The 17885-nt window shown below is 70.5% G+C and carries 15 protein-coding genes and 1 pseudogene (1 of these 16 running past the window's edge); 7 read left to right on the top strand and 9 right to left on the bottom strand.

What is annotated here, in order from left to right:
- Positions 1-37: 37 nt before the first annotated feature.
- Both serB and QF027_RS49585 read right to left on the bottom strand, forming a co-directional pair.
- Complete coding sequence (serB, locus tag QF027_RS11470) at positions 38-1252, bottom strand: phosphoserine phosphatase SerB (protein WP_307074288.1); 1215 nt, start codon at positions 1250-1252, stop codon at positions 38-40.
- A gap of 1836 nt (positions 1253-3088) precedes the next feature.
- Positions 3089-4562: pseudogene (locus QF027_RS49585) on the bottom strand (streptophobe family protein); the annotation flags it as partial.
- Positions 4563-4801: 239 nt separating this feature from the next.
- Between QF027_RS49585 and QF027_RS11460 the strand changes: the two are divergent.
- Positions 4802-7360, top strand: a complete 2559-nt coding sequence (locus QF027_RS11460; RefSeq protein WP_307074284.1) for an ABC transporter ATP-binding protein/permease — start codon at positions 4802-4804, stop codon at positions 7358-7360.
- A 76-nt stretch (positions 7361-7436) separates the two neighbouring features.
- Here the strand turns inward: QF027_RS11460 and QF027_RS11455 are convergent, their stop codons facing one another.
- The 3 genes from QF027_RS11455 to QF027_RS11445 form a co-directional block, all read right to left on the bottom strand.
- The gene (locus tag QF027_RS11455) at positions 7437-8216 is read right to left on the bottom strand and encodes a transglycosylase SLT domain-containing protein (RefSeq protein WP_307074282.1); all 780 of its coding nucleotides are present in this window, start codon (positions 8214-8216) and stop codon (positions 7437-7439) included.
- 296 nt (positions 8217-8512) lie between these two features.
- Positions 8513-9589 carry an S-adenosylmethionine:tRNA ribosyltransferase-isomerase gene (locus QF027_RS11450; protein ID WP_306983506.1) on the bottom strand — a complete coding sequence of 359 codons (1077 nt, stop codon included), beginning with the start codon at positions 9587-9589 and terminating at the stop codon, positions 8513-8515.
- On the bottom strand, positions 9586-10281 hold the full coding sequence (locus QF027_RS11445) for an SDR family NAD(P)-dependent oxidoreductase (RefSeq protein ID WP_306983508.1): 696 nt from the start codon (positions 10279-10281) through the stop codon (positions 9586-9588). Before QF027_RS11445 ends, QF027_RS11450 begins: the two co-directional genes overlap by 4 nt.
- Positions 10282-10467: 186 nt before the next feature.
- Between QF027_RS11445 and QF027_RS11440 the strand changes: the two genes are divergently transcribed.
- The 3 genes from QF027_RS11440 to chpE all read left to right on the top strand — a co-directional run bounded on the left by QF027_RS11440 (position 10468) and on the right by chpE (position 12683).
- On the top strand, positions 10468-11646 hold the full coding sequence (locus QF027_RS11440) for a GAF domain-containing sensor histidine kinase (RefSeq protein WP_306983510.1): 1179 nt from the start codon (positions 10468-10470) through the stop codon (positions 11644-11646).
- Entirely contained in the window at positions 11639-12280 is a 642-nt protein-coding gene (locus tag QF027_RS11435) for a response regulator (protein ID WP_306983511.1), read from the top strand. Before QF027_RS11440 ends, QF027_RS11435 begins: the two co-directional genes overlap by 8 nt.
- A gap of 157 nt (positions 12281-12437) precedes the next feature.
- Positions 12438-12683, top strand: coding sequence for a chaplin ChpE (gene chpE / locus QF027_RS11430; RefSeq protein WP_306983514.1), 246 nt, complete (start codon positions 12438-12440; stop codon positions 12681-12683).
- Between the two features lie 384 nt (positions 12684-13067).
- Here chpE and QF027_RS11420 read toward each other — a convergent pair whose 3' ends face one another.
- Positions 13068-13856, bottom strand: a complete 789-nt coding sequence (locus QF027_RS11420) for a hypothetical protein (protein ID WP_063803810.1) — start codon at positions 13854-13856, stop codon at positions 13068-13070.
- Between the two features lie 140 nt (positions 13857-13996).
- Here QF027_RS11420 and QF027_RS11415 point away from each other — a divergent pair, with 140 nt between their 5' ends.
- The 3 genes from QF027_RS11415 to QF027_RS11405 all read left to right on the top strand — a co-directional run bounded on the left by QF027_RS11415 (position 13997) and on the right by QF027_RS11405 (position 16386).
- On the top strand, positions 13997-14794 hold the full coding sequence (locus QF027_RS11415; protein WP_306983518.1) for an ABC transporter ATP-binding protein: 798 nt from the start codon (positions 13997-13999) through the stop codon (positions 14792-14794).
- Positions 14795-14888: 94 nt separating this feature from the next.
- Positions 14889-15320: an NfeD family protein gene (locus tag QF027_RS11410; RefSeq protein ID WP_306983520.1), complete on the top strand. Its 432-nt coding sequence runs from the start codon at positions 14889-14891 to the stop codon at positions 15318-15320.
- Between the two features lie 130 nt (positions 15321-15450).
- The gene (locus QF027_RS11405; RefSeq protein WP_266566657.1) at positions 15451-16386 is read left to right on the top strand and encodes an SPFH domain-containing protein; all 936 of its coding nucleotides are present in this window, start codon (positions 15451-15453) and stop codon (positions 16384-16386) included.
- A gap of 65 nt (positions 16387-16451) precedes the next feature.
- Here the strand turns inward: QF027_RS11405 and QF027_RS11400 are convergent, their stop codons facing one another.
- From QF027_RS11400 to QF027_RS11390, 3 genes are all read right to left on the bottom strand, one after another.
- Positions 16452-16958: an HNH endonuclease gene (locus tag QF027_RS11400; RefSeq protein ID WP_123988264.1), complete on the bottom strand. Its 507-nt coding sequence runs from the start codon at positions 16956-16958 to the stop codon at positions 16452-16454.
- Positions 16959-17107: 149 nt separating this feature from the next.
- Complete coding sequence (locus QF027_RS11395; protein WP_306983524.1) at positions 17108-17647, bottom strand: YbhB/YbcL family Raf kinase inhibitor-like protein; 540 nt, start codon at positions 17645-17647, stop codon at positions 17108-17110.
- Positions 17648-17690: 43 nt separating this feature from the next.
- Positions 17691-17885 carry the end of a sporulation protein gene (locus QF027_RS11390; RefSeq protein ID WP_306983526.1) on the bottom strand. It continues 588 nt past the right edge of the window, so 195 of the gene's 783 nt are visible here — the last part of the coding sequence; its start codon lies beyond the right edge, outside the window; its stop codon occupies positions 17691-17693.

Below are 17885 nucleotides of genomic sequence, written 5' to 3'. Positions count from 1 at the left end.
CACCGTCACGGTGCCGGGCCCCTGCCGATGTGCCGGGTCAGTCCTCCTCGTGCGCGTCCGCCGCCTCGACCTCTTCGCGGGTGATGCCCAGCAGGTACAGCACCGTGTCCAGGAAGGGCACGTTCACCGCGGTGTGCGCGGCCTCTCGCACCACCGGCTTGGCGTTGAAGGCGACCCCGAGTCCGGCCGCGTTGAGCATGTCCAGGTCATTGGCGCCGTCGCCGATCGCCACCGTCTGGGACAGCGGCACTCCCGCCTCGGCGGCGAACCGGCGCAGCAGCCGCGCCTTGCCCGCCCGGTCCACGATCTCCCCGGTGACCTTGCCCGTCAGCTTCCCGTCGACGATCTCCAGTTTGTTGGCCTGGGCGAAGTCCAGCCCCAGCCGGTCCTTCAGGTCATCGGTGACCTGGGTGAATCCGCCCGAGACGACACCGACTTGGAAGCCGAGCCGCTTCAGCGTGCGGATGAGGGTGCGGGCGCCCGGCGTCAGCCGTACCTCGGAGCGCACCTTGTCGACGACAGAGGCGTCCAGCCCCTCCAACAGCGCCACGCGCGCGTGCAGCGACTGCTCGAAGTCCAGCTCGCCGCGCATCGCGGCCGCGGTCACCTCGGCGACCTCGTCCTCGCAGCCGGCATGCGCGGCGAAGAGCTCGATCACCTCGTCCTGGATGAGCGTGGAGTCCACGTCCATGACGACGAGCCGCTGGGCCCGGCGGTGCAGACCGGCCGCTACGACGGCCACGTCGACGCCGAGCCTGGCGGCGTCCGTGACGAGCGCGGTGCGCAGCGCTTCGGTCGCCACGCCGGACACCGCGAACTCGACGGCCGTGACCGGGTACTTGGCCAGCCGGAAGATACGGTCGATGTTGCCGCCAGCCTTGGCGATCTTGGCGGCGATCGCGGCGGTGGCCTCCGCGGTGAGCGGGTGACCGAGCACGGTGACCAGGGAACGTCCCAGTCCGCGCGGCCGGTTGTCGCCGAGACCGGAGATGATCTCCGCCTGCATCTTGATCGACTCGGCCCAGCTGTGGACGGTCGCCCGCAGGTCGCCCTCCAGCGCGCGGGGCGGCGCGGTCACGAGCGCGCACAGCACCATGCGGCCACGCGTGACGACCTGCTCGATGTCGACCACGTCGAGGGAGTACGCGGCGAGGGTGTCGAAGAGGCCGGCCGTGATGCCCGGCCTGTCCTTCCCGAAGATCTTGACGAGAAGGGTGGGGACGTCGGAGGACGAGGTCTGCGAAGCGCTCATGGTGCCTCCACCGTATCCGGCACCCAGTGCCTTCTGCTCCCGCGGTCCGTCTGACGGACACGGAACACTCGGTGTCGGGCGGGTGACGAGATCCTTGCCTGCGGGACACGGCTTCGCTTCGGCGGGGTTGAGGGACAGGGGTGGCTGCCGTGGGGGAGACGGGCGCGGTCGCCGGGGGAGGAGGGCCGGGGCGGTGGGTCGGGGCGGTGGGTCGGCAGCGTTCCGACTGGAGCTGCCACGCCTTGCCGCTCTCCTCCTCATGCGCCCAGCCTTCCGGCCAAGGGCGCCGACGGCGGCCGTGCCCCAAGGCTCCGCGAGGGCAGAAGCGATCTTGCCCGCGCCGGCTTCGAACGAGCTCACCGCACGGCGGGAACGCCCGGCTCTCACCGGGACTGCCCGGTCCGCGGCCACGCCGTCTCACAGCACAGCCCTGCGCTCTGACCAGGGTCCTGCGACTGGCGCCGGGTCAGCGCCGCCCCTTCGGCTTCCCCGGCGGCGGCGGCGGTGGGGGTGGGGGAGGAGGCGGCGGTGGTGGCGACTGACGGCCCTGGTCTCCGGAGGACGATCGTCGGCCACCCGGCCGCTGCCGGGGAGGCCGTTGCGGTGAATGAGGGGGCTCGTCGATAGGGCGAGCCATCGTGGGCGCGCCGTAGACGTTGTCGGGCGGTGGCGAACCGTGGGGCCGACGCGGTTCGTCCGACGGCCGAGAGTTCTCCTCGGAAGGCTGCACCTCATCCTGCGGCCGAGGGCTGCTGCTGGGGCCGTCCTGCGGCGGTCCGCCGCCCGGCCTGTCCTGCGGCCGAGGGCTGCTGCTGGGCCTGTCCGGCCGTCCGCCGCCGGGCCTGTCCTGCGGCTGAGGGCTGCTGCTGGGCCCGTCCTGCGGCCGTCCACCGCCCGGTCCGTCCGCCCCCTCGTCCCGCCAGTACCCACCGGACCCTTGCGGACCCGGGGCGGCCGTCACCCCACCACCAGGCCACCCCCTGCCTGACCCCTCCTGCCTCGGTTCCACCCAACGGCCCTCACGCCACGGCGCGCGCCCACCGCCTTGTTGGCCTGGAGCCCGTCCACTGTCCTCACGGCCCGGAGCCCGCCCACTGTCCTCACGGCCCGGCTCGCGTCCACTGTCCTCACGGCTCGGTGTCCGCCCACCGTCCTCCGGGCCGGGCGCCTGCCCGCCGCCCTCACCACCCGGTTCTCGCCGACCGTTCTCAGGCCCCGGCCCTCGCCGACCCCCGCCACCAGGCCGCGCATCCTCAGGCCCCTGCAACTCATCCGGCACCCGCAGATACGGGTTCGTCGCCGGGTTCGGAGGCCGATGAGGCGTACCCGGCACGTACGGCCCCGGCTCACCGCCGTAGGGTCCTGGTCCACCGCCGTAAGGTCCCGCCTCTCGGCCATGGGGCCCCGGTTCCCGGCCAAGCGGCCCCGGCTCACTGCCGTACCGTTCCGCCCCGCCGTCATACGACCCAGGCCCGCCCTCATACGCCTCGGACCCACCGTCGTCGTACGACGACCCCATCCCGCCCTCGGACGACCTGGACGCACTGTCGTATGCCCCGGACCGGCCAACCTCGTACTCGCTAGCCCCACCCCCACCTCGCCGCGGTCCGGCGTCACTGCCATTGGCGGCGCCCCCGCTCTCATACGACCCGGCGTCACTCCCGTAGGCGGCGCCCCCGCTCTCATACGACCCGGCGTCACTCCCGTAGGCCGCGCCCCCGCTCTCATACGGCCCGCCATACGGCCCGTCCGCCCGCTGATACGTCCCACCCGCACCGCCGTACCGCGACCGCCCGGCAGCCCCGGCCGCCTGCACCCCCACAGACCCTGCCCCCGCACCGCCCCCCGCCAAGTCACCCCGTGCCGGCCCCGCCGCCCGGGACCCCGCCGCCCCCGTCGCCCGGGCCAGCAACGCCCCCGCGGCACCCGCCCCCGCGCCCCACAGCGCCCCGACCAGCAGCGCCATGCCAAGCTGCCCCCGCAGCCGGACCCCGGCGCCGAACGCGTCGAACCCCAGCACCGACAGCGACGCGTCCACCGACACCTCCGTCAGCCAGGCGAGCAACGGCAGCGCCAACGCGGTGGCGATCCCCAGCCGCACCGCACACCGCCCCGCGAAACCAAGGGCCCCCGGATCCCGTACGACCTCAGAACCTGCCCCCGCAGAACCAGAGCCCCACCCCCGCCCGGCCCCCCGAACCCCCACCGGCGTCCGCACAGCGGTAAGCACACCCGCCAGCAGCATCATCAGCGCCGCCCCCACCCCCAGCAGCCACACCCGCCCGTCCAGCTCCGCCAAGCGCCCCAGGGACACCGACTGGTCGGAGTCCGAGTTGAGGAGGCGGTCCAGCGGGTCCGGGAGAAAGTTCGTCAGCACCCCGGTCGCCCGGCCGTCGAAGGGGACGAACAGGCCGATGGGGATGCCCAACCACACCCCGTTCGGGGCCCCGAGCAGCGCCGCTCCCGCGATCCGCCTGGGGTGGTCGTCGCCGATCGCCGCGTACGCCGCCGCCGAGAGCCCCGCGGCCACCGCGACCAGCAGCACCGTCACGAGGGCGGACACGGCCGGCCGTACCACGCGGTGCACGGCCTCCCAGCCGCGCGGCAGCGGCGTACGGCGGGACGCCAGCAGGGCGACCAGCAGGATGCCGGCCGACCAGCCGAGCCCGCCGAGCAGCGTCGGCGCGGCGTCCACCGTGAAGCCGACCGCGGCCTTCGCGTCGACGAGGTCGCCGATCTGGTCGGGCAGCAGCCCGCCGATGTCCCCGACGTCCCCCAGCCCGGGGATGTCGAGGCCACCGCTCCCGCCCGCGCCGGGCAGCTTGTCCAGCCCCAGCGCGCCCCCGTCGATCGTGATGACGTCGTGCCCCGCCCAGGCCAGCCCGCCCATCATCGCCGTGAACAGCGCGACCACCGAGCCCGCGCGCGCGAGGAGTTCCGACGGCGCGATCACCGCTCCGGCGCGCCGCAGGGACCGTAGGAAGAACCATGACAAAAGCACCGCACCGACCAGGCTGACGCCCAATGGCGTGATCTCGATGGCGGTAGCCGCCTCCGCCCCCGTCAACCCGAACGCGGACACGTCACCGGAGGGTGTCACCGAACCACCCCCCGCAAGGGCCACAACCGCCGCGGTCATCGGGCCCAGCGACGCCGCGGAATCGGCCTCCAGCAGATGCAGACCGAGCGCGGCCGCACCCGCCATCCCGATCAACGCCCAGCTCACGGCGGCTATGGCGGACAGCAGGATGTCGCCCCACGGCAGTCTCGCGCCGTGCTTCGTCGTCTCGACGCTCATGGACGCACTCATGGCAGACCCCCCGATCCACGGCGCGGCCGAGACCGCGCTTGTCCCCCTCGCGGGGATTACCCACTCTCCGGGTCGGTTTCAACCCCGTCAACGGAACCGGCCGAAGCGCGCGAACGTGGTGTTCTCGGGGCCCAACTTTCGGTCAGGAGGTGGATCCTGAAATAGTTCCCGACGATGTTCGACATCCCTACACTCCCTGTGACGGGGGCAATTCGGGGGACTACTCAGTGGGGCTTGGAGTGCCGGAACTCGTACTGGAAGCGAACGGACGTACCTGGACGCTCGATCCGTCCAGGTCGTACAGCCTTGGACGCGATCCGCAGGGGGACATCGTGTTCGACGACGCCAGGGTGTCCTGGCGTCACGCCACGATCAACTGGAGCGGGCGCGGTTGGGTCATCGAGGACCACAGCAGCACCAACGGCACGTTCGTGCAGGGCCAGCGGATCCACCAGACGGAGATCGGCCCCGGCGCGGCGGTCCACCTCGGCAACGCGAGCGACGGCCCGCTGCTGAGCCTGTCCGGCACCGCGGCCCCGGTCGCCGAGCCCCAGCCCCGGGAGCAGCCGTACGTCGCGCAGAGCGCGAACCCCGGCTGGGCCCAGCAGACACCACAGCAGGCACCGCACCAGCACCCGCAGCAGGCCTCGCAGTCCGGCTGGCCACAGCCCCAGCAACAGCCGCAGCCGTACTCGCACCGGCCGCCGCAGAAGATCCCGCAGCAGCAGGGCCCCGACGCCGGCGCGGGCGCGGGCGCGCCGCCGGTCTACGGCGACCGCAGCCCGACCACGTTCCACCAGTTCACCATCGGCCGCATCATGCGCATCGGCCGTGCCCTGGAGAACGACCTGGTCGTCTCCGACCTGCAGGTCTCCCGCAACCACGCGGAGTTCCACTCGACGCCCGACGGCCGCATGGAGATCCGCGACCTCGGCTCCCACAACGGCACGTACGTCAACGGCCAGCCGATCCCCAAGGGCGGCTCGACGATGCTCGGCCCGAGCGACATCGTCGGTGTCGGCCACTCCACGTTCCGGATCGTCGGCGACCGCCTCGAGGAGTTCGTCGACACCGGTGAGGTGACGTTCTCCGCCCGCCACCTGACCGTCACGGTCGACGGCGGCAAGCAGATCCTCAAGGACGTCTCCTTCGGCGTCCCGGAGAAGTCCCTGATCGCGGTCATCGGACCGTCCGGTTCCGGCAAGTCGACGCTGCTCAAGGCACTCACCGGCTACCGGCCCGCCAACCAGGGCGACGTCCTCTACGACAACCGCAACCTCTACAAGCAGTTCGCCGAGCTGCGCCAGCGCATCGGTCTGGTCCCGCAGGACGACATCCTGCACAAGGAGCTGACCGTCAAGAAGGCCCTCAAGTACGCGGCCAAACTCCGCTTCCCGGCCGACACGACCGGCGCCGAGCGCGAGTCCCGCATAGACGAGGTGCTGCGCGAGCTGAAGCTCGACGTCCACAAGGAGAAGAAGGTCACCTCCCTCTCCGGCGGCCAGCGCAAGCGCGTCTCCGTGGCCCTGGAACTGCTCACCAAGCCGTCCCTGATCTTCCTGGACGAGCCGACCTCCGGCCTCGACCCGGGTATGGACCGCGATGTCATGCAGTTGCTGCGCGGCCTCGCCGACGACGGCCGTACGGTCCTCGTCGTCACCCACTCCGTCGCCGAACTCGCGCTGTGCGACAAACTCCTCGTGATGGCCCCGGGCGGCGCGGTCGCCTATTTCGGCCCGCCTGAGGAGGCACTGAACTTCTTCGGCTACGACACCTGGGCCGACGTCTTCTCCGCCTTCGAGAACTACCGCGACTACGACTGGGCCGGACGCTGGAAGGGCTCACAGCACTACCAGATGTACGCCGCGGACATCGACGCCGTCGCCGCACAGTCCGTACAGCTGCCTCCGATGCAGGCGATGAAACCGCCGAAGCCGCAGGGCTGGACGGGTCAGTTCGGGACGCTGGTGCGCCGCTATGTCTCGGTCATAGCGTCCGACAAGGGCTTCCTGGCCCTGACGGTGATCCTGCCGCTCGTCCTCGGCGCGGTGAGCCTGCTCATCGACTTCGGCGACCCGCTGTTGCCCAAGCCGATCGACCCCAGGACCAAACTCCCCGAGCCCAACAGCACGGCCACCACCGTCCTGCTGATCCTGGCGGTCGGCGCCTGCTTCGCCGGCGCCGCCAACTCCGTCCGCGAACTGATCAAGGAACGGGTGATCTACGAACGGGAGCGCGCCACCGGCCTGTCCCGCTCGGCGTATCTGATGTCCAAGGTGTTCGTGCTGGGCGTGATCACCATCCTGCAAGGACTGATGGTCGGCGTCATCGGATTCGCCGGCCGTGGCCTCCCGAAGCAGGGCCTGGTCCTCGGCAGCGCCACCCTCGCGGAGCTGTGTCTGCCGATCATGGGCCTCGGGTTCACCTCGATGATGTTCGGCCTGATCATCTCCGCCCTCGTGAAGACGTCCGAGAAGACCATGCCGCTGCTGGTCATGTTCGCGATCATCCAGGTCGTCTTCACCGGCTGTCTGTTCACCCTGCACGGCACGATCGGCGTCAACGAGCTCTCGTACCTCATGCCGTCCCGCTGGGCGGTCGCCGCCGCGGGCGCCACGCTGGACTTCAACCGGGTCAACCCGCCCGTCAAACCGGGCGACTCGACCGACCCGCTGTGGAACCACACCGTCGGCGTCTGGGGCCTCGACATGATCGCCCTCATCGCCATCGGCGTGATCTGCGGCTTCTTCGTGGCCCGCTTCCTGCGCCGCCACGAGCCCGAGGTCATGCGCAAGTGATCACTGTCGTACGACGGCGAAGGGCGGCACCTCCGAGAGGGTGCCGCCCTTGTGCGTACGAGAGGTCCGCGCGACCTCAGTACGCGCTGTTGACGTTGTCCATCGAGCCGTACCTGTCGGCCGCGTAGTTCGCGGCGGCGGTGATGTTGGCGACCGGGTCGTAGATGTTCCAGGACGTGCCCGGGACGTGGTAGGCCTGGAACGTCGGCGGGATGACCTGGAGCAGCCCCTTCGACGGGATGCCGTTGATGGCGTTGATGTCCCAGTTGTTGATCGCGTTCGGGTTGCCCGAGGACTCCCGGATGATGTTGCGGTGCAGGCCGTTGTAGCTGCCCGGGATGCCCTTGGACTTCATGATGTCCAGGGACTCCTTGATCCAGCCGTCCAGGTTGTTGGCGTAGCTCTTGTGCACCGCAGCCTTGCTCTTGTGCACCGCAGCCTTGAGCTTGGCGCGATGCGCGGCCCGGCTCGCGGCCTCCTTGGCCTTGCGCGCCTGCGCGGCCTTCTTGGCGGCGGCGGCGTGCGCGGCCTTCTTCTTCGCGGCGGCCGCGGCCTTGGCCTTGGCCTTCGCCTCGGCGTGCGCCTTCGCTGCCTTCGCCTCAGTGGCGGCCTTGCTCTGCAGGGCCTTGGCGGCGAGCTGCTCGCTGACGTCCGACTGGAGGCCCTTGAGCTGCTCGGAGGAGTACTTCACCGGGGCCGAGGAGACGGCGGCCTCGGACGTGGTGGTCTCCGCGTTGCCCGGAACCGCGCTGAACACGACGGCGGCGGCACCGAGCGTGGCGACGCCGGCGACGACGATCTTGTGGCGCTTGGTCAGCGCGCGACGATGACCACGAGTGAAAGGGTTCTTGGGCATGCGGGATGGACCTCTTCGAATAGCGCGGGAGGTCGCTCGCTGTCCTGGAGGACACGGGTGCTTCCGGCACAAACGCCGCGGTCGGAACCGCGGCGCTGAGCGACGTTGGCCATTCTTAGCTGGCGCAAAACATCCGGGCAAAGGTGTGACGTACGACCCCGGATAGTGGACCGGGGAGGACAAAAACGGACAGACTGGAACGTCTGCCCCGTTCACGGGCGAAGCCTTTGTCTCCTATGTCGCTTCGTACGTGATCTGCGCCCTATGTGCGGGCTCACATAGCCCGCACAGCGGTCTCACCGACAGTTGCTTGAGCAATGCTCTGCGTGAGAATCCTCCTGCGGCAGGAGGAGATGCACGTCCCCGAACTCGTGCCACAGGTAGAGCCGGCGCAGCGCCTCCTCGTAGCCGCGGTCGATCGCCGCCCGCCCCGCGACCGCCTCCAGCATCAGCAGATGCGAGGCCTCCGGCTCGTGCAGCCCGGTCAGCAGCCCGTCCACCACCCGCACCCCGCGCTCCGGGGTCACGACGAGATCCGTCCATCCCTCACGCGCGCGTACGATCCCGTCGGCTCCGGCGGCCGACTCCACGGCCCGCACAGCGGTCGTCCCGACGGCGACGACCCTGCCGTCCCCGGCCCGCACCGCGTTGATCAGCCGCGCGGAGGCCTCCGGCACCGAGAACCGCTCCGGATACGGCGGCTCGTGCGCCTCCGCCGAGGCCACCCCCGTGTGCAGGGTGACCGGCGCGAACTGCACACCCCGGCTCACCAGCTCCGCCACCAGCCGCGCCGTGAAGGGCCGTGCCGCACTGGGCATCTCCGCACTGCCCGACCCGTCGGGCGACGGCAGCGCGAACACCGTCTGGTGGACGGACAACGGCTGGTCCCGCTCCGTATAGGAGTACCGAATGGGCCGCCCGTGCTCCCGCAGCAGCCCGAGAACCTCGCCGCCGCACACGCGCGCCCACCACAGACGCTCGCTCACCGCCTCCTCCAGGACCAGCCGCCCGCCCCCGGGCAGCCGCACCTCTGTCCCCGCGGGCCCTCCCGCACGCGCACGCGTGGTGCCCCTCCCGTCGGGATCCCGCAGCTCGACGGCCCACCTGCCGTCGTCCCCGCGCGTGGAGAAGTGCACCACCACGCGCGCGTGCCCGATCCGCCCGTCCACGGCCGCGGCCAGCGTGGGGGAGGTGTTCACGACGAGCAGGTCCCCGGCCCGCAGCAGCCTCGGAAGCTCCCCGAACGAGTGGTGCGACACCGCTGTACCCCGCGACACCAGCAGCCGGACGGCGTCCCGGTCGAGCCCCGGCCCGCGCTGTTCGGCAGGCAACCGCGCCGACAGCTCCTCCGGTACGCGCACCGCGAGTGTCATCGCCCCTCCAGCAGCGAGGGTGCCCCGTACCGACCGCTTGCCGGCCGCTCCTCCAGCAACCGTAGAAAGGCCGGCACCACGCTCGCCGGCTCCGGCCGCGGATCCCCGTCGTCCGGTACGGCCGCTGCGTACAGGTCCGTCGCCATGTCCCCGGGATCGACGGCCCACACCCGCAGCCGCGGCTCCTCCTCGCCGAGCACCGCCGCGAGGTGGTCCAGGGCGGCCTTGGACGCCCCGTAACCGCCCCACGTCTCGTACGCCTCGGCGGCGGCGTCCGAACTCACCGTGATCACCGTGCCTGCCTCCGACGCCCGCAACAGCGGCAGCGCCTCCTGGACCAGCCCCAGCGCGGCCACCACGTTCACCTCCAGCGCGCGGCGCAGCCTGTCCAGGGGCAGCCCGTCGAGCCGGACCAGCGGCTCGGCACCCAGCGCACTCGCGTTGTTCACCAGCAGATCCACGCCACCGAGCCGCCAGGCCGCGGCCACCAGCTCCGAGCGGTGCGCCGGGTCCGTGACGTCCCCGGGCAACGCCGTCACCCGGGTGCCGTGCCCCGCGAGCGCGGCCGCCGTCTCCTTCAGGACCGCCGCCGTCCTCGCGTCGAGCACCAGGTCCCAGCCCCGTGGGGCCAGGGCCTCGGCGAGCGCCCGTCCCAGCCCCTTCGAGGCCCCCGTGATGATCGCTACCGGCATGACACACGTCCCCTCGTCCTCCACGCCTCCTGATCGGCGTGCTCCCAACGTAGGAACGGGGCCGTCCCGGCCGCCTCGGACGCGGGCCGCAAGGCCGCAAGGCCCTTCGCCCTAGGTCGCTCGCCCTAGTCGGGGGCCGTCACAGGTCCGATCCGCGCTGTCACACCCCGCCCGTACTCTGAGGGCATGAGTCAAGGCCCCCGGTCCGGCCTCGCCGCGGTGAGCTCCGCGCTGCTGGCCATGAGCAGACACCTCGAGGTGCGTGACGTCCTCAAGACGATCGTCGCCTCGGCCCGCGAGCTGCTCGACGCGCAGTACGCCGCCCTCGGCGTCCCCGACGACCACGGCGGCTTCGCCCAGTTCGTGGTCGACGGTGTCAGCGACGCCCAGTGGAAGGCCATCGGCCCCCTCCCGCGCCAGCACGGCATCCTCGCCGCGATGCTGCACGAGGCCACCCCCGAGCGCCTCGCCGACGTCCGCAAGGACCCCCGCTTCGAGGGCTGGCCGTCCGCCCACCCCGACCTGATCGACTTCCTGGGCCTGCCGATCCGCGACGGCGACGAGGTCATCGGTGCACTGTTCCTCGCCAACAAGCTGCGTCCTGTGGGGGAACACCCCCCACACCCCCCGTGCCCGAAGCCCGAGGGCAGCTGCGGCTTCACCGAGGAGGACGAGGAACTGCTCTCGATCCTCGCCCAGCACGCCGCGATCGCTCTGACCAACGCCCGCCTGTACGAACGCAGCCGGGAGCTCACGATCGCCGAGGAGCGCTCCCGGCTGGCCCACGAACTGCACGACGCGGTCAGCCAGAAGCTCTTCTCCCTGCGCCTGACCGCCCAGGCCGCCGCCGCCCTCGTCGACCGCGACCCCTCCCGCGCCAAGGACGAGATGCAGCAGGTGGCCATGCTCGCCGCCGAGGCCACCGACGAACTGCGCGCCGCCGTGGTCGAGTTGCGCCCCGCGGCCCTGGACGAGGACGGCCTGACCGCCACCCTCCGCACCCACGTCCAGGTCCTGGACCGCGCCCACACCGCGCGCGTGACCTTCGCCGCCCGCAGCTTCCGCGCGCTGCCCGCGGCCCAGGAGGAGGCCATGCTCCGCGTGGCCCAGGAGGCCCTGCACAACGCGCTGCGGCACTCGGGCGCGGCCCACGTCGACGTGACCGTGGACCGGCGCGGCGGCGGAGCCGTCCTGCGCGTGACGGACGACGGCAGCGGCTTCGACCCGCAGTCCGTACGCCGCGCGGGACGCCACCTGGGCCTGGTCTCCATGCGAGACCGCACCAGCGGGGTCGGCGGCACGCTGACCGTGGAATCGGCGCCCGGCAAGGGCACCACGATCGAGATGGAGGTACCCGGTGGCTGACGCGATCAAGGTCCTGCTCGTCGACGACCACCAGGTCGTCCGCCGGGGCCTGCGCACCTTCCTCGAAGTGCAGGACGACATAGAGGTCGTGGGCGAGGCGGCCGACGGCGCCGAGGGCGTCGAGCGCGCGGAGGAACTGAAGCCCGACATCGTCCTCATGGACGTCAAGATGCCGGGCATGGACGGCATCGACGCCCTGCGCAAGCTCCGCGAAATGAACAACCCCGCGCGCGTGCTGATCGTCACCAGCTTCACCGAACAGCGCACCGTGGTCCCGGCCCTGCGCGCGGGCGCCGCCGGATACGTCTACAAGGACGTCGACCCCGACGCCCTCGCCGGAGCCATCCGTTCCGTCCACGCCGGCCACATCCTGCTCCAACCCGAGGTAGCGGGCGCCCTGTTGTCCCAGGAGGAGAACAACTCCGGCCAGGGCAGAGGAGGTTCACTCACCGAGCGGGAGCGCGAGGTGCTCGGGCTGATCGCGGACGGCCGCTCCAACCGGGAGATCGCCCGGGCGCTGGTCCTCTCCGAGAAGACCGTCAAGACACACGTCTCGAACATCCTGATGAAACTCGACCTGGCGGACCGGACCCAGGCGGCCCTGTGGGCGGTTCGTCACGGAGTGGCCGGTTGATCCACGAGATGTACGGCAACACGGAGGGTTCCGCTCCGGACTGAGATTCATACTGTCGTGGGAATGTCCCCCGGATGGCGCATCCTTCGTGGATCTCCCCCGTTCTCCAGTGCGTGCTGCGGCGACTGCCGCGGCAATCGCTAGGGAGGGCTTAGAAGTGAAGAACCTGAAGAAGGTAGCGGCCGTGACGATGGTGGCCGGCGGACTGGTCGCGGCCGGTGCCGGTATGGCCTCCGCCACCGACGGGGCGCACGCCGACTGCAAGGCCGTGGGCTCGCCCGGCGTCGTCTCGGGCAACCTCGTCCAGGCCCCGGTGCACGTCCCGGTGAACGCGGTCGGCAACAGCGTGAACGTCATCGGCGTGCTGAACCCCGCCTTCGGCAACCTCGGCGTCAACCGCTGATTCCCCCCGAGCGGACAGTGACTTCGGCCTCCCGGGTGCGCCACGCACCCGGGAGGCCGGTCCGTTTGTCGTGCGAACGATCCGAACGGGCACTCCTGCTCGTATCTCTGCCGTGGCCCTGACCGTCGCCGGTATCGCCACGGGTGCCGCTGCCGGTGCCGCTGTCGCCGACGCGGGTGCCGACGGCGCGGCCGTGAAGTCGCCGGGCGCCATCTCGGGCAACCCTGCTGAACCCGGCCTTCGGCAACGCGGGTGCGGACGACTGACGTCGGGTCTGAACCGAGGGCCTCACGAGTCAAGGCGACTTGTGGGGCCCTTGGTGTTATCCGAGCAGAAACGTCGGTCGTTCGACTGCGCGACCAGTCACGACGCACCCGCACCCGTTCACCGCACCCCTCGCTCCAGCTCCTCCACATACGCGTTGTACGCAGCCACCTGCGCCCGCCGCCCCGTCCGTTCCACCGGCCGCAACGCCTCCCCCCGAGCTCGCATCTCGGCGGAGCTGACCGCACCGCCGTGCCCGTTCTCATAGGCCAGCGACACCAACAAACCCACCCGCTGAGCGAGCTCCAACACCCGTACCGCCCGAGGCGGATACCCCGGCGCCAGAACCTCCCGCCCCCGCTCGGCCCGGGCCCGGTACGCATCGATCGCCGCCTCCGCCACCGGCCCCGAGCCGGCCAGGTCCAGGCCCGACAACACCTCGGTCGCCTCACGGAGCGCCTCCGCGAGCTCCCGCTCGGCCTCGCCCAGCGAGGGAACATCCGCCGGCGGAGCCTCCCGCACCGGCAGCACATGCCACACCACCTCGACATGCACATCACCCGACGGCCCGGCCTCGTACACCTCCGGCACCAGCCCCAGCGCGGCGCCGTGACAGACCACCGCCTCCTCGGCCTCCAACGCCCGCGCGTTGAACTCCGGCGGCCCGCTCAGCCCCAGCGGATGTCCGGGCGCGGGCAGCGCGACCCGCAGTCCCGTCACGCCGAGCGACCGCAGCCGCCCCAGCGCCAGCGTCAGACCGACGGCCGCCGTCTCACCCGGCAGCCCTTCGACCCGGTGCACGGCATCGTCACCGACGATCGCCAGCACGGCGTCGTCCGGCGAGACAAGTCCGGCCAAAAGGCCGTTTCCCCAAGCGGCAAGGCGTCCAGAGCGCGGTTCCGAGAGCATGCCCCCAGCCTAAGGACCGGACCGATGGATGGGAGCGGCCGACCGGTGGCGTAGATTTCTTCGAGGGCTGCGCCCAAAAACGCGCACGCGACAGCCGAGACGCCGACACCGGTCACACTGCAAGGGGAGACAACGCGCTCATGAGCGATGTTCTGGAGCTTCAGGACGTATCCGTGGTCCGTGAGGACCGGGCTCTGGTGGACCAGGTCTCCTGGTCGGTCAAGGAGGGCGAGCGCTGGGTCATCCTCGGCCCCAACGGCGCCGGCAAGACCACGCTCCTGAACCTCGCCTCAAGCTACCTCTACCCCAGCAAGGGCACCGCCACCATCCTCGGCGAGACCCTCGGCAAGCCCGGCACCGACGTCTTCGAACTGCGCCCCCGCATCGGCATGGCCGGCATCGCCATGGCCGACAAGCTCCCCAGGCGCCAGACCGTCCTGGAGACCGTGCTGACGGCGGCGTACGGCATGACAGCGGGCTGGCAGGAGGAGTACGAGGACATCGACGAGCAGCGCGCCCGCGCCTTCCTCGACCGCCTCGGCATGACCGACTACCTGGACCGGAAGTTCGGCACCCTCTCCGAGGGCGAGCGCAAGCGCACCCTCATCGCCCGCGCCCTGATGACCGACCCCGAGCTCCTCCTCCTCGACGAGCCCGCCGCCGGCCTCGACCTCGGCGGCCGCGAGGACCTGGTCCGCCGGCTCGGCCGACTCGCCCGCGACCCGATCGCCCCCTCGATGCTCATGGTCACCCACCACGTCGAGGAGATCGCCCCCGGTTTCACCCATGTCCTCATGATCCGCCAAGGCAAGGTGCTCGCCGCGGGCCCCTTGGAGCTCGAGCTCACCTCCCGCAACCTTTCCCTCTGCTTCGGCCTCCCTCTCGTCGTCGAGCAGGTCGGCGAACGCTGGACCGCGCAGGGCCTGCCTCTGTCGTGATCACGTGAAGTCCCCGCAAAAACACGGGTAAGAAGCCCTTTCCCGCTCCATCGCGCCCTGTCCGCGGCGGTCCCCCGCACCTACCATGACCCATGTGAACGACATCGACGCATGGGTGTGGTGGCTCGTCGGCGCGGCTGCGCTCGGAATCCCGCTCGTGGTGACCGCGATGCCGGAGTTGGGCATGCTCGCGGTGGGCGCCCTCGCCGCCGCGATCGCGGCCGGGCTCGGCGGTGACATCGTCGTCCAGGTGCTTGTCTTCGCCGTCGTCTCGGTGGCCCTCATCGCCGTCGTACGGCCCATCGCGACCCGGCATCGCTCTCAGCGTCCCCAACTCGTCACAGGCGTCGACGCGTTGAAGGGGAAACAGGCCGTCGTCCTGGAACGCGTCGACAACGCGGGCGGCCGGATCAAGCTTGCCGGCGAGGTCTGGTCGGCCCGCTCTCTCGACACCGGCCGGGCCTACGAAGTGGGCCAGGAAGTGGATGTCGTGGACATCGAGGGAGCCACGGCGATCGTCATGTGACCTCGCAGGATGCAACTGAACCGAACGCACCACGAGTTACGCGACGGTCTGTCAGACTCGACCAGCAAGATCTTCAACAACCATAAGATCTTCCGAGAACGCCGAGGCAGAGAAGGGCACGGGGAGCACGATGGAACCGGTCATCATCGTCTTGATCATCCTGGTGGTGTTGGTCTTCATCGCCCTCATCAAGACGATCCAGGTCATCCCGCAGGCGAGTGCCGCGATCGTGGAGCGGTTCGGCCGCTACACGCGGACACTCAACGCGGGCCTCAACATCGTCGTCCCGTTCATAGACACCATCCGCAACCGCATCGACCTGCGTGAACAGGTCGTGCCGTTCCCGCCGCAGCCGGTGATCACCCAGGACAACCTCGTCGTCAACATCGACACGGTCATCTACTACCAGGTGACCGACGCCCGGGCCGCGACCTACGAGGTCGCCAGCTACATCCAGGCCATCGAGCAGCTCACCGTCACCACGCTCCGCAACATCATCGGTGGCATGGACCTGGAGCGGACCCTGACCTCCCGCGAGGAGATCAACGCGGCCCTGCGCGGCGTCCTCGACGAGGCCACCGGCAAGTGGGGCATCCGCGTCAACCGCGTCGAACTCAAGGCAATCGAGCCGCCGACCTCCATCCAGGACTCGATGGAGAAGCAGATGCGCGCCGACCGTGACAAGCGCGCCGCGATCCTCACCGCCGAAGGTACGCGCCAGGCCGCGATCCTCACCGCCGAAGGTGAGAAGCAGTCCCAGATCCTGCGCGCCGAGGGTGAGGCCAAGGCCGCGGCCCTGCGCGCCGAGGGCGAGGCCCAGGCCGTCCGCACGGTCTTCGAAGCGATTCACGCCGGAGACCCCGACCAGAAGCTCCTGTCGTACCAGTACCTCCAGATGCTCCCCAAGATCGCCGAGGGCGACGCCAACAAGCTCTGGATCGTCCCCAGCGAAATCGGCGACGCCCTTAAGGGCCTCTCCGGAGCCATGGGCAACTTCGGCATGGGCGGCGGCTCGAACGGCGGCAACTCCGGCTCGGACCGCCGGGAGACCCCGAAGATCGACTGACACACAGATGTCCGTACGGCAGTGGGGGCCCCTTCGTCACGAAGGGGCCCCCACTGCCGTACGGACTATGCGGCGTCCCGCGCCAACCAGTCGGGCAGAGCCGAGAAGTCCTCGTGGCCCAAGGACAACAGCATCGCGTCAGCCGGAGTCGGCTCGAACGGCTCCCGGAGCAACGGCATCCCCGCCTCGGCCGGAGTCCGGTTCGCCTTGCGGTGGTTGTCCTCCGCACAGGAGGCCACCGTGTTCAGCCAGGTGTCCTGACCACCCTGCGACCGCGGCACCACGTGGTCCACGGTCGTCGCCCGCCGACCGCAGTACGCGCACCTGTGCCGGTCACGCACCAGAACACCCCGCCGAGACCATGGGGCTTGTCTTCGGAAGGGCACCCGTACATACCTGCACAGCCTGATCACCCGGGGCGCCGGTATGTCGACCGCGGCTCCGCGCATGCGCAGTTCGGGGTGGGACTGCTCGACAACGGCCTTGTCCTGAAGCACCAGAACGACGGCTCGGTTCAACGTCACCGTCGACAGCGGCTCGAAGCTCGCGTTGAGTACCAGCGTGTCCCGCATACCAGCCCACCTCCCGTGCGCACCGGCCCACCCCTTGGCGGGCTGGGCTTGGATCAACTCTGGCCGGGCACGCCGGGATGGACAACGCAATAAAAGTGCCCGCCTCTGATCAATTCCAAGACCAGAGGCGGGCAAACGCTCAATGAACGTCAGTCTTCGGCGGGCACCTCGTACTCAGCGATCAGCTGAGCACGCGCAATCGCGTGGAATCGCAGGTTGAAGCCCACGAAGGCGGGAGAGGCATCGGAATCAGGCCCGAGCTTCTCCTGGTCCACGGCGTACACGGTGAAGACGTACCGGTGCGGCCCGTCCCCGGCCGGCGGCGCGGCCCCACCGAAGTCGTTCGACCCGTAGTCGTTCCGCGCCTGTACGGCACCCTCCGGCAGCCCCTCGAACTTGCCGCTGCCCGCACCCACCGGCAACTCGGTCACCGAGGCCGGGATGTCGAACACGACCCAGTGCCAGAACCCGCTGCCCGTGGGCGCGTCGGGGTCGTAGCAGGTCACGGCGAAACTCTTGGTCTCCGGCGGGAAGCCCTCCCAGCGCAGATGCGGAGAGGTGTTGCCGGCCGCGTAGACCTGAGCGTCCTTGAGCGTCGCCCCCTCGGCGACGTCCTCGCTCGTGACCGTGAACGACGGCACGGGCGGGTGGAAGTCGTGGGGGAGCGGCCGCCGCTTGAGCTCGGTCACCTCGGTACCTCCTGATCGAGTACTGGAGTCAGTGGTTCCGAGCCTAGAACCAGTTGCGCTTGCTGCCGACCTCGGACAGCCACTGGTTGAGGTAGGCGACCCAGTCGGTGCTCTGGTAGTCGTGCAGGCCCACCTGGAAGGACCGGAAGGTGTCACTGCCCTCGCTGAACAGCCCCGGCTTCTTGTCCATCTCCAGCACGACGTCCATCGCGTTGCCGTCCGCGACGAAGCTCAACTC

The organism is Streptomyces canus (genome assembly GCF_030816965.1).
GTDB classification, from domain to species: Bacteria; Actinomycetota; Actinomycetes; order Streptomycetales; family Streptomycetaceae; genus Streptomyces; species Streptomyces canus_E.
The sequence above is the reverse complement of the archived record's forward strand: the minus strand, read 5'-3'. Positions and strand labels throughout refer to the sequence as shown.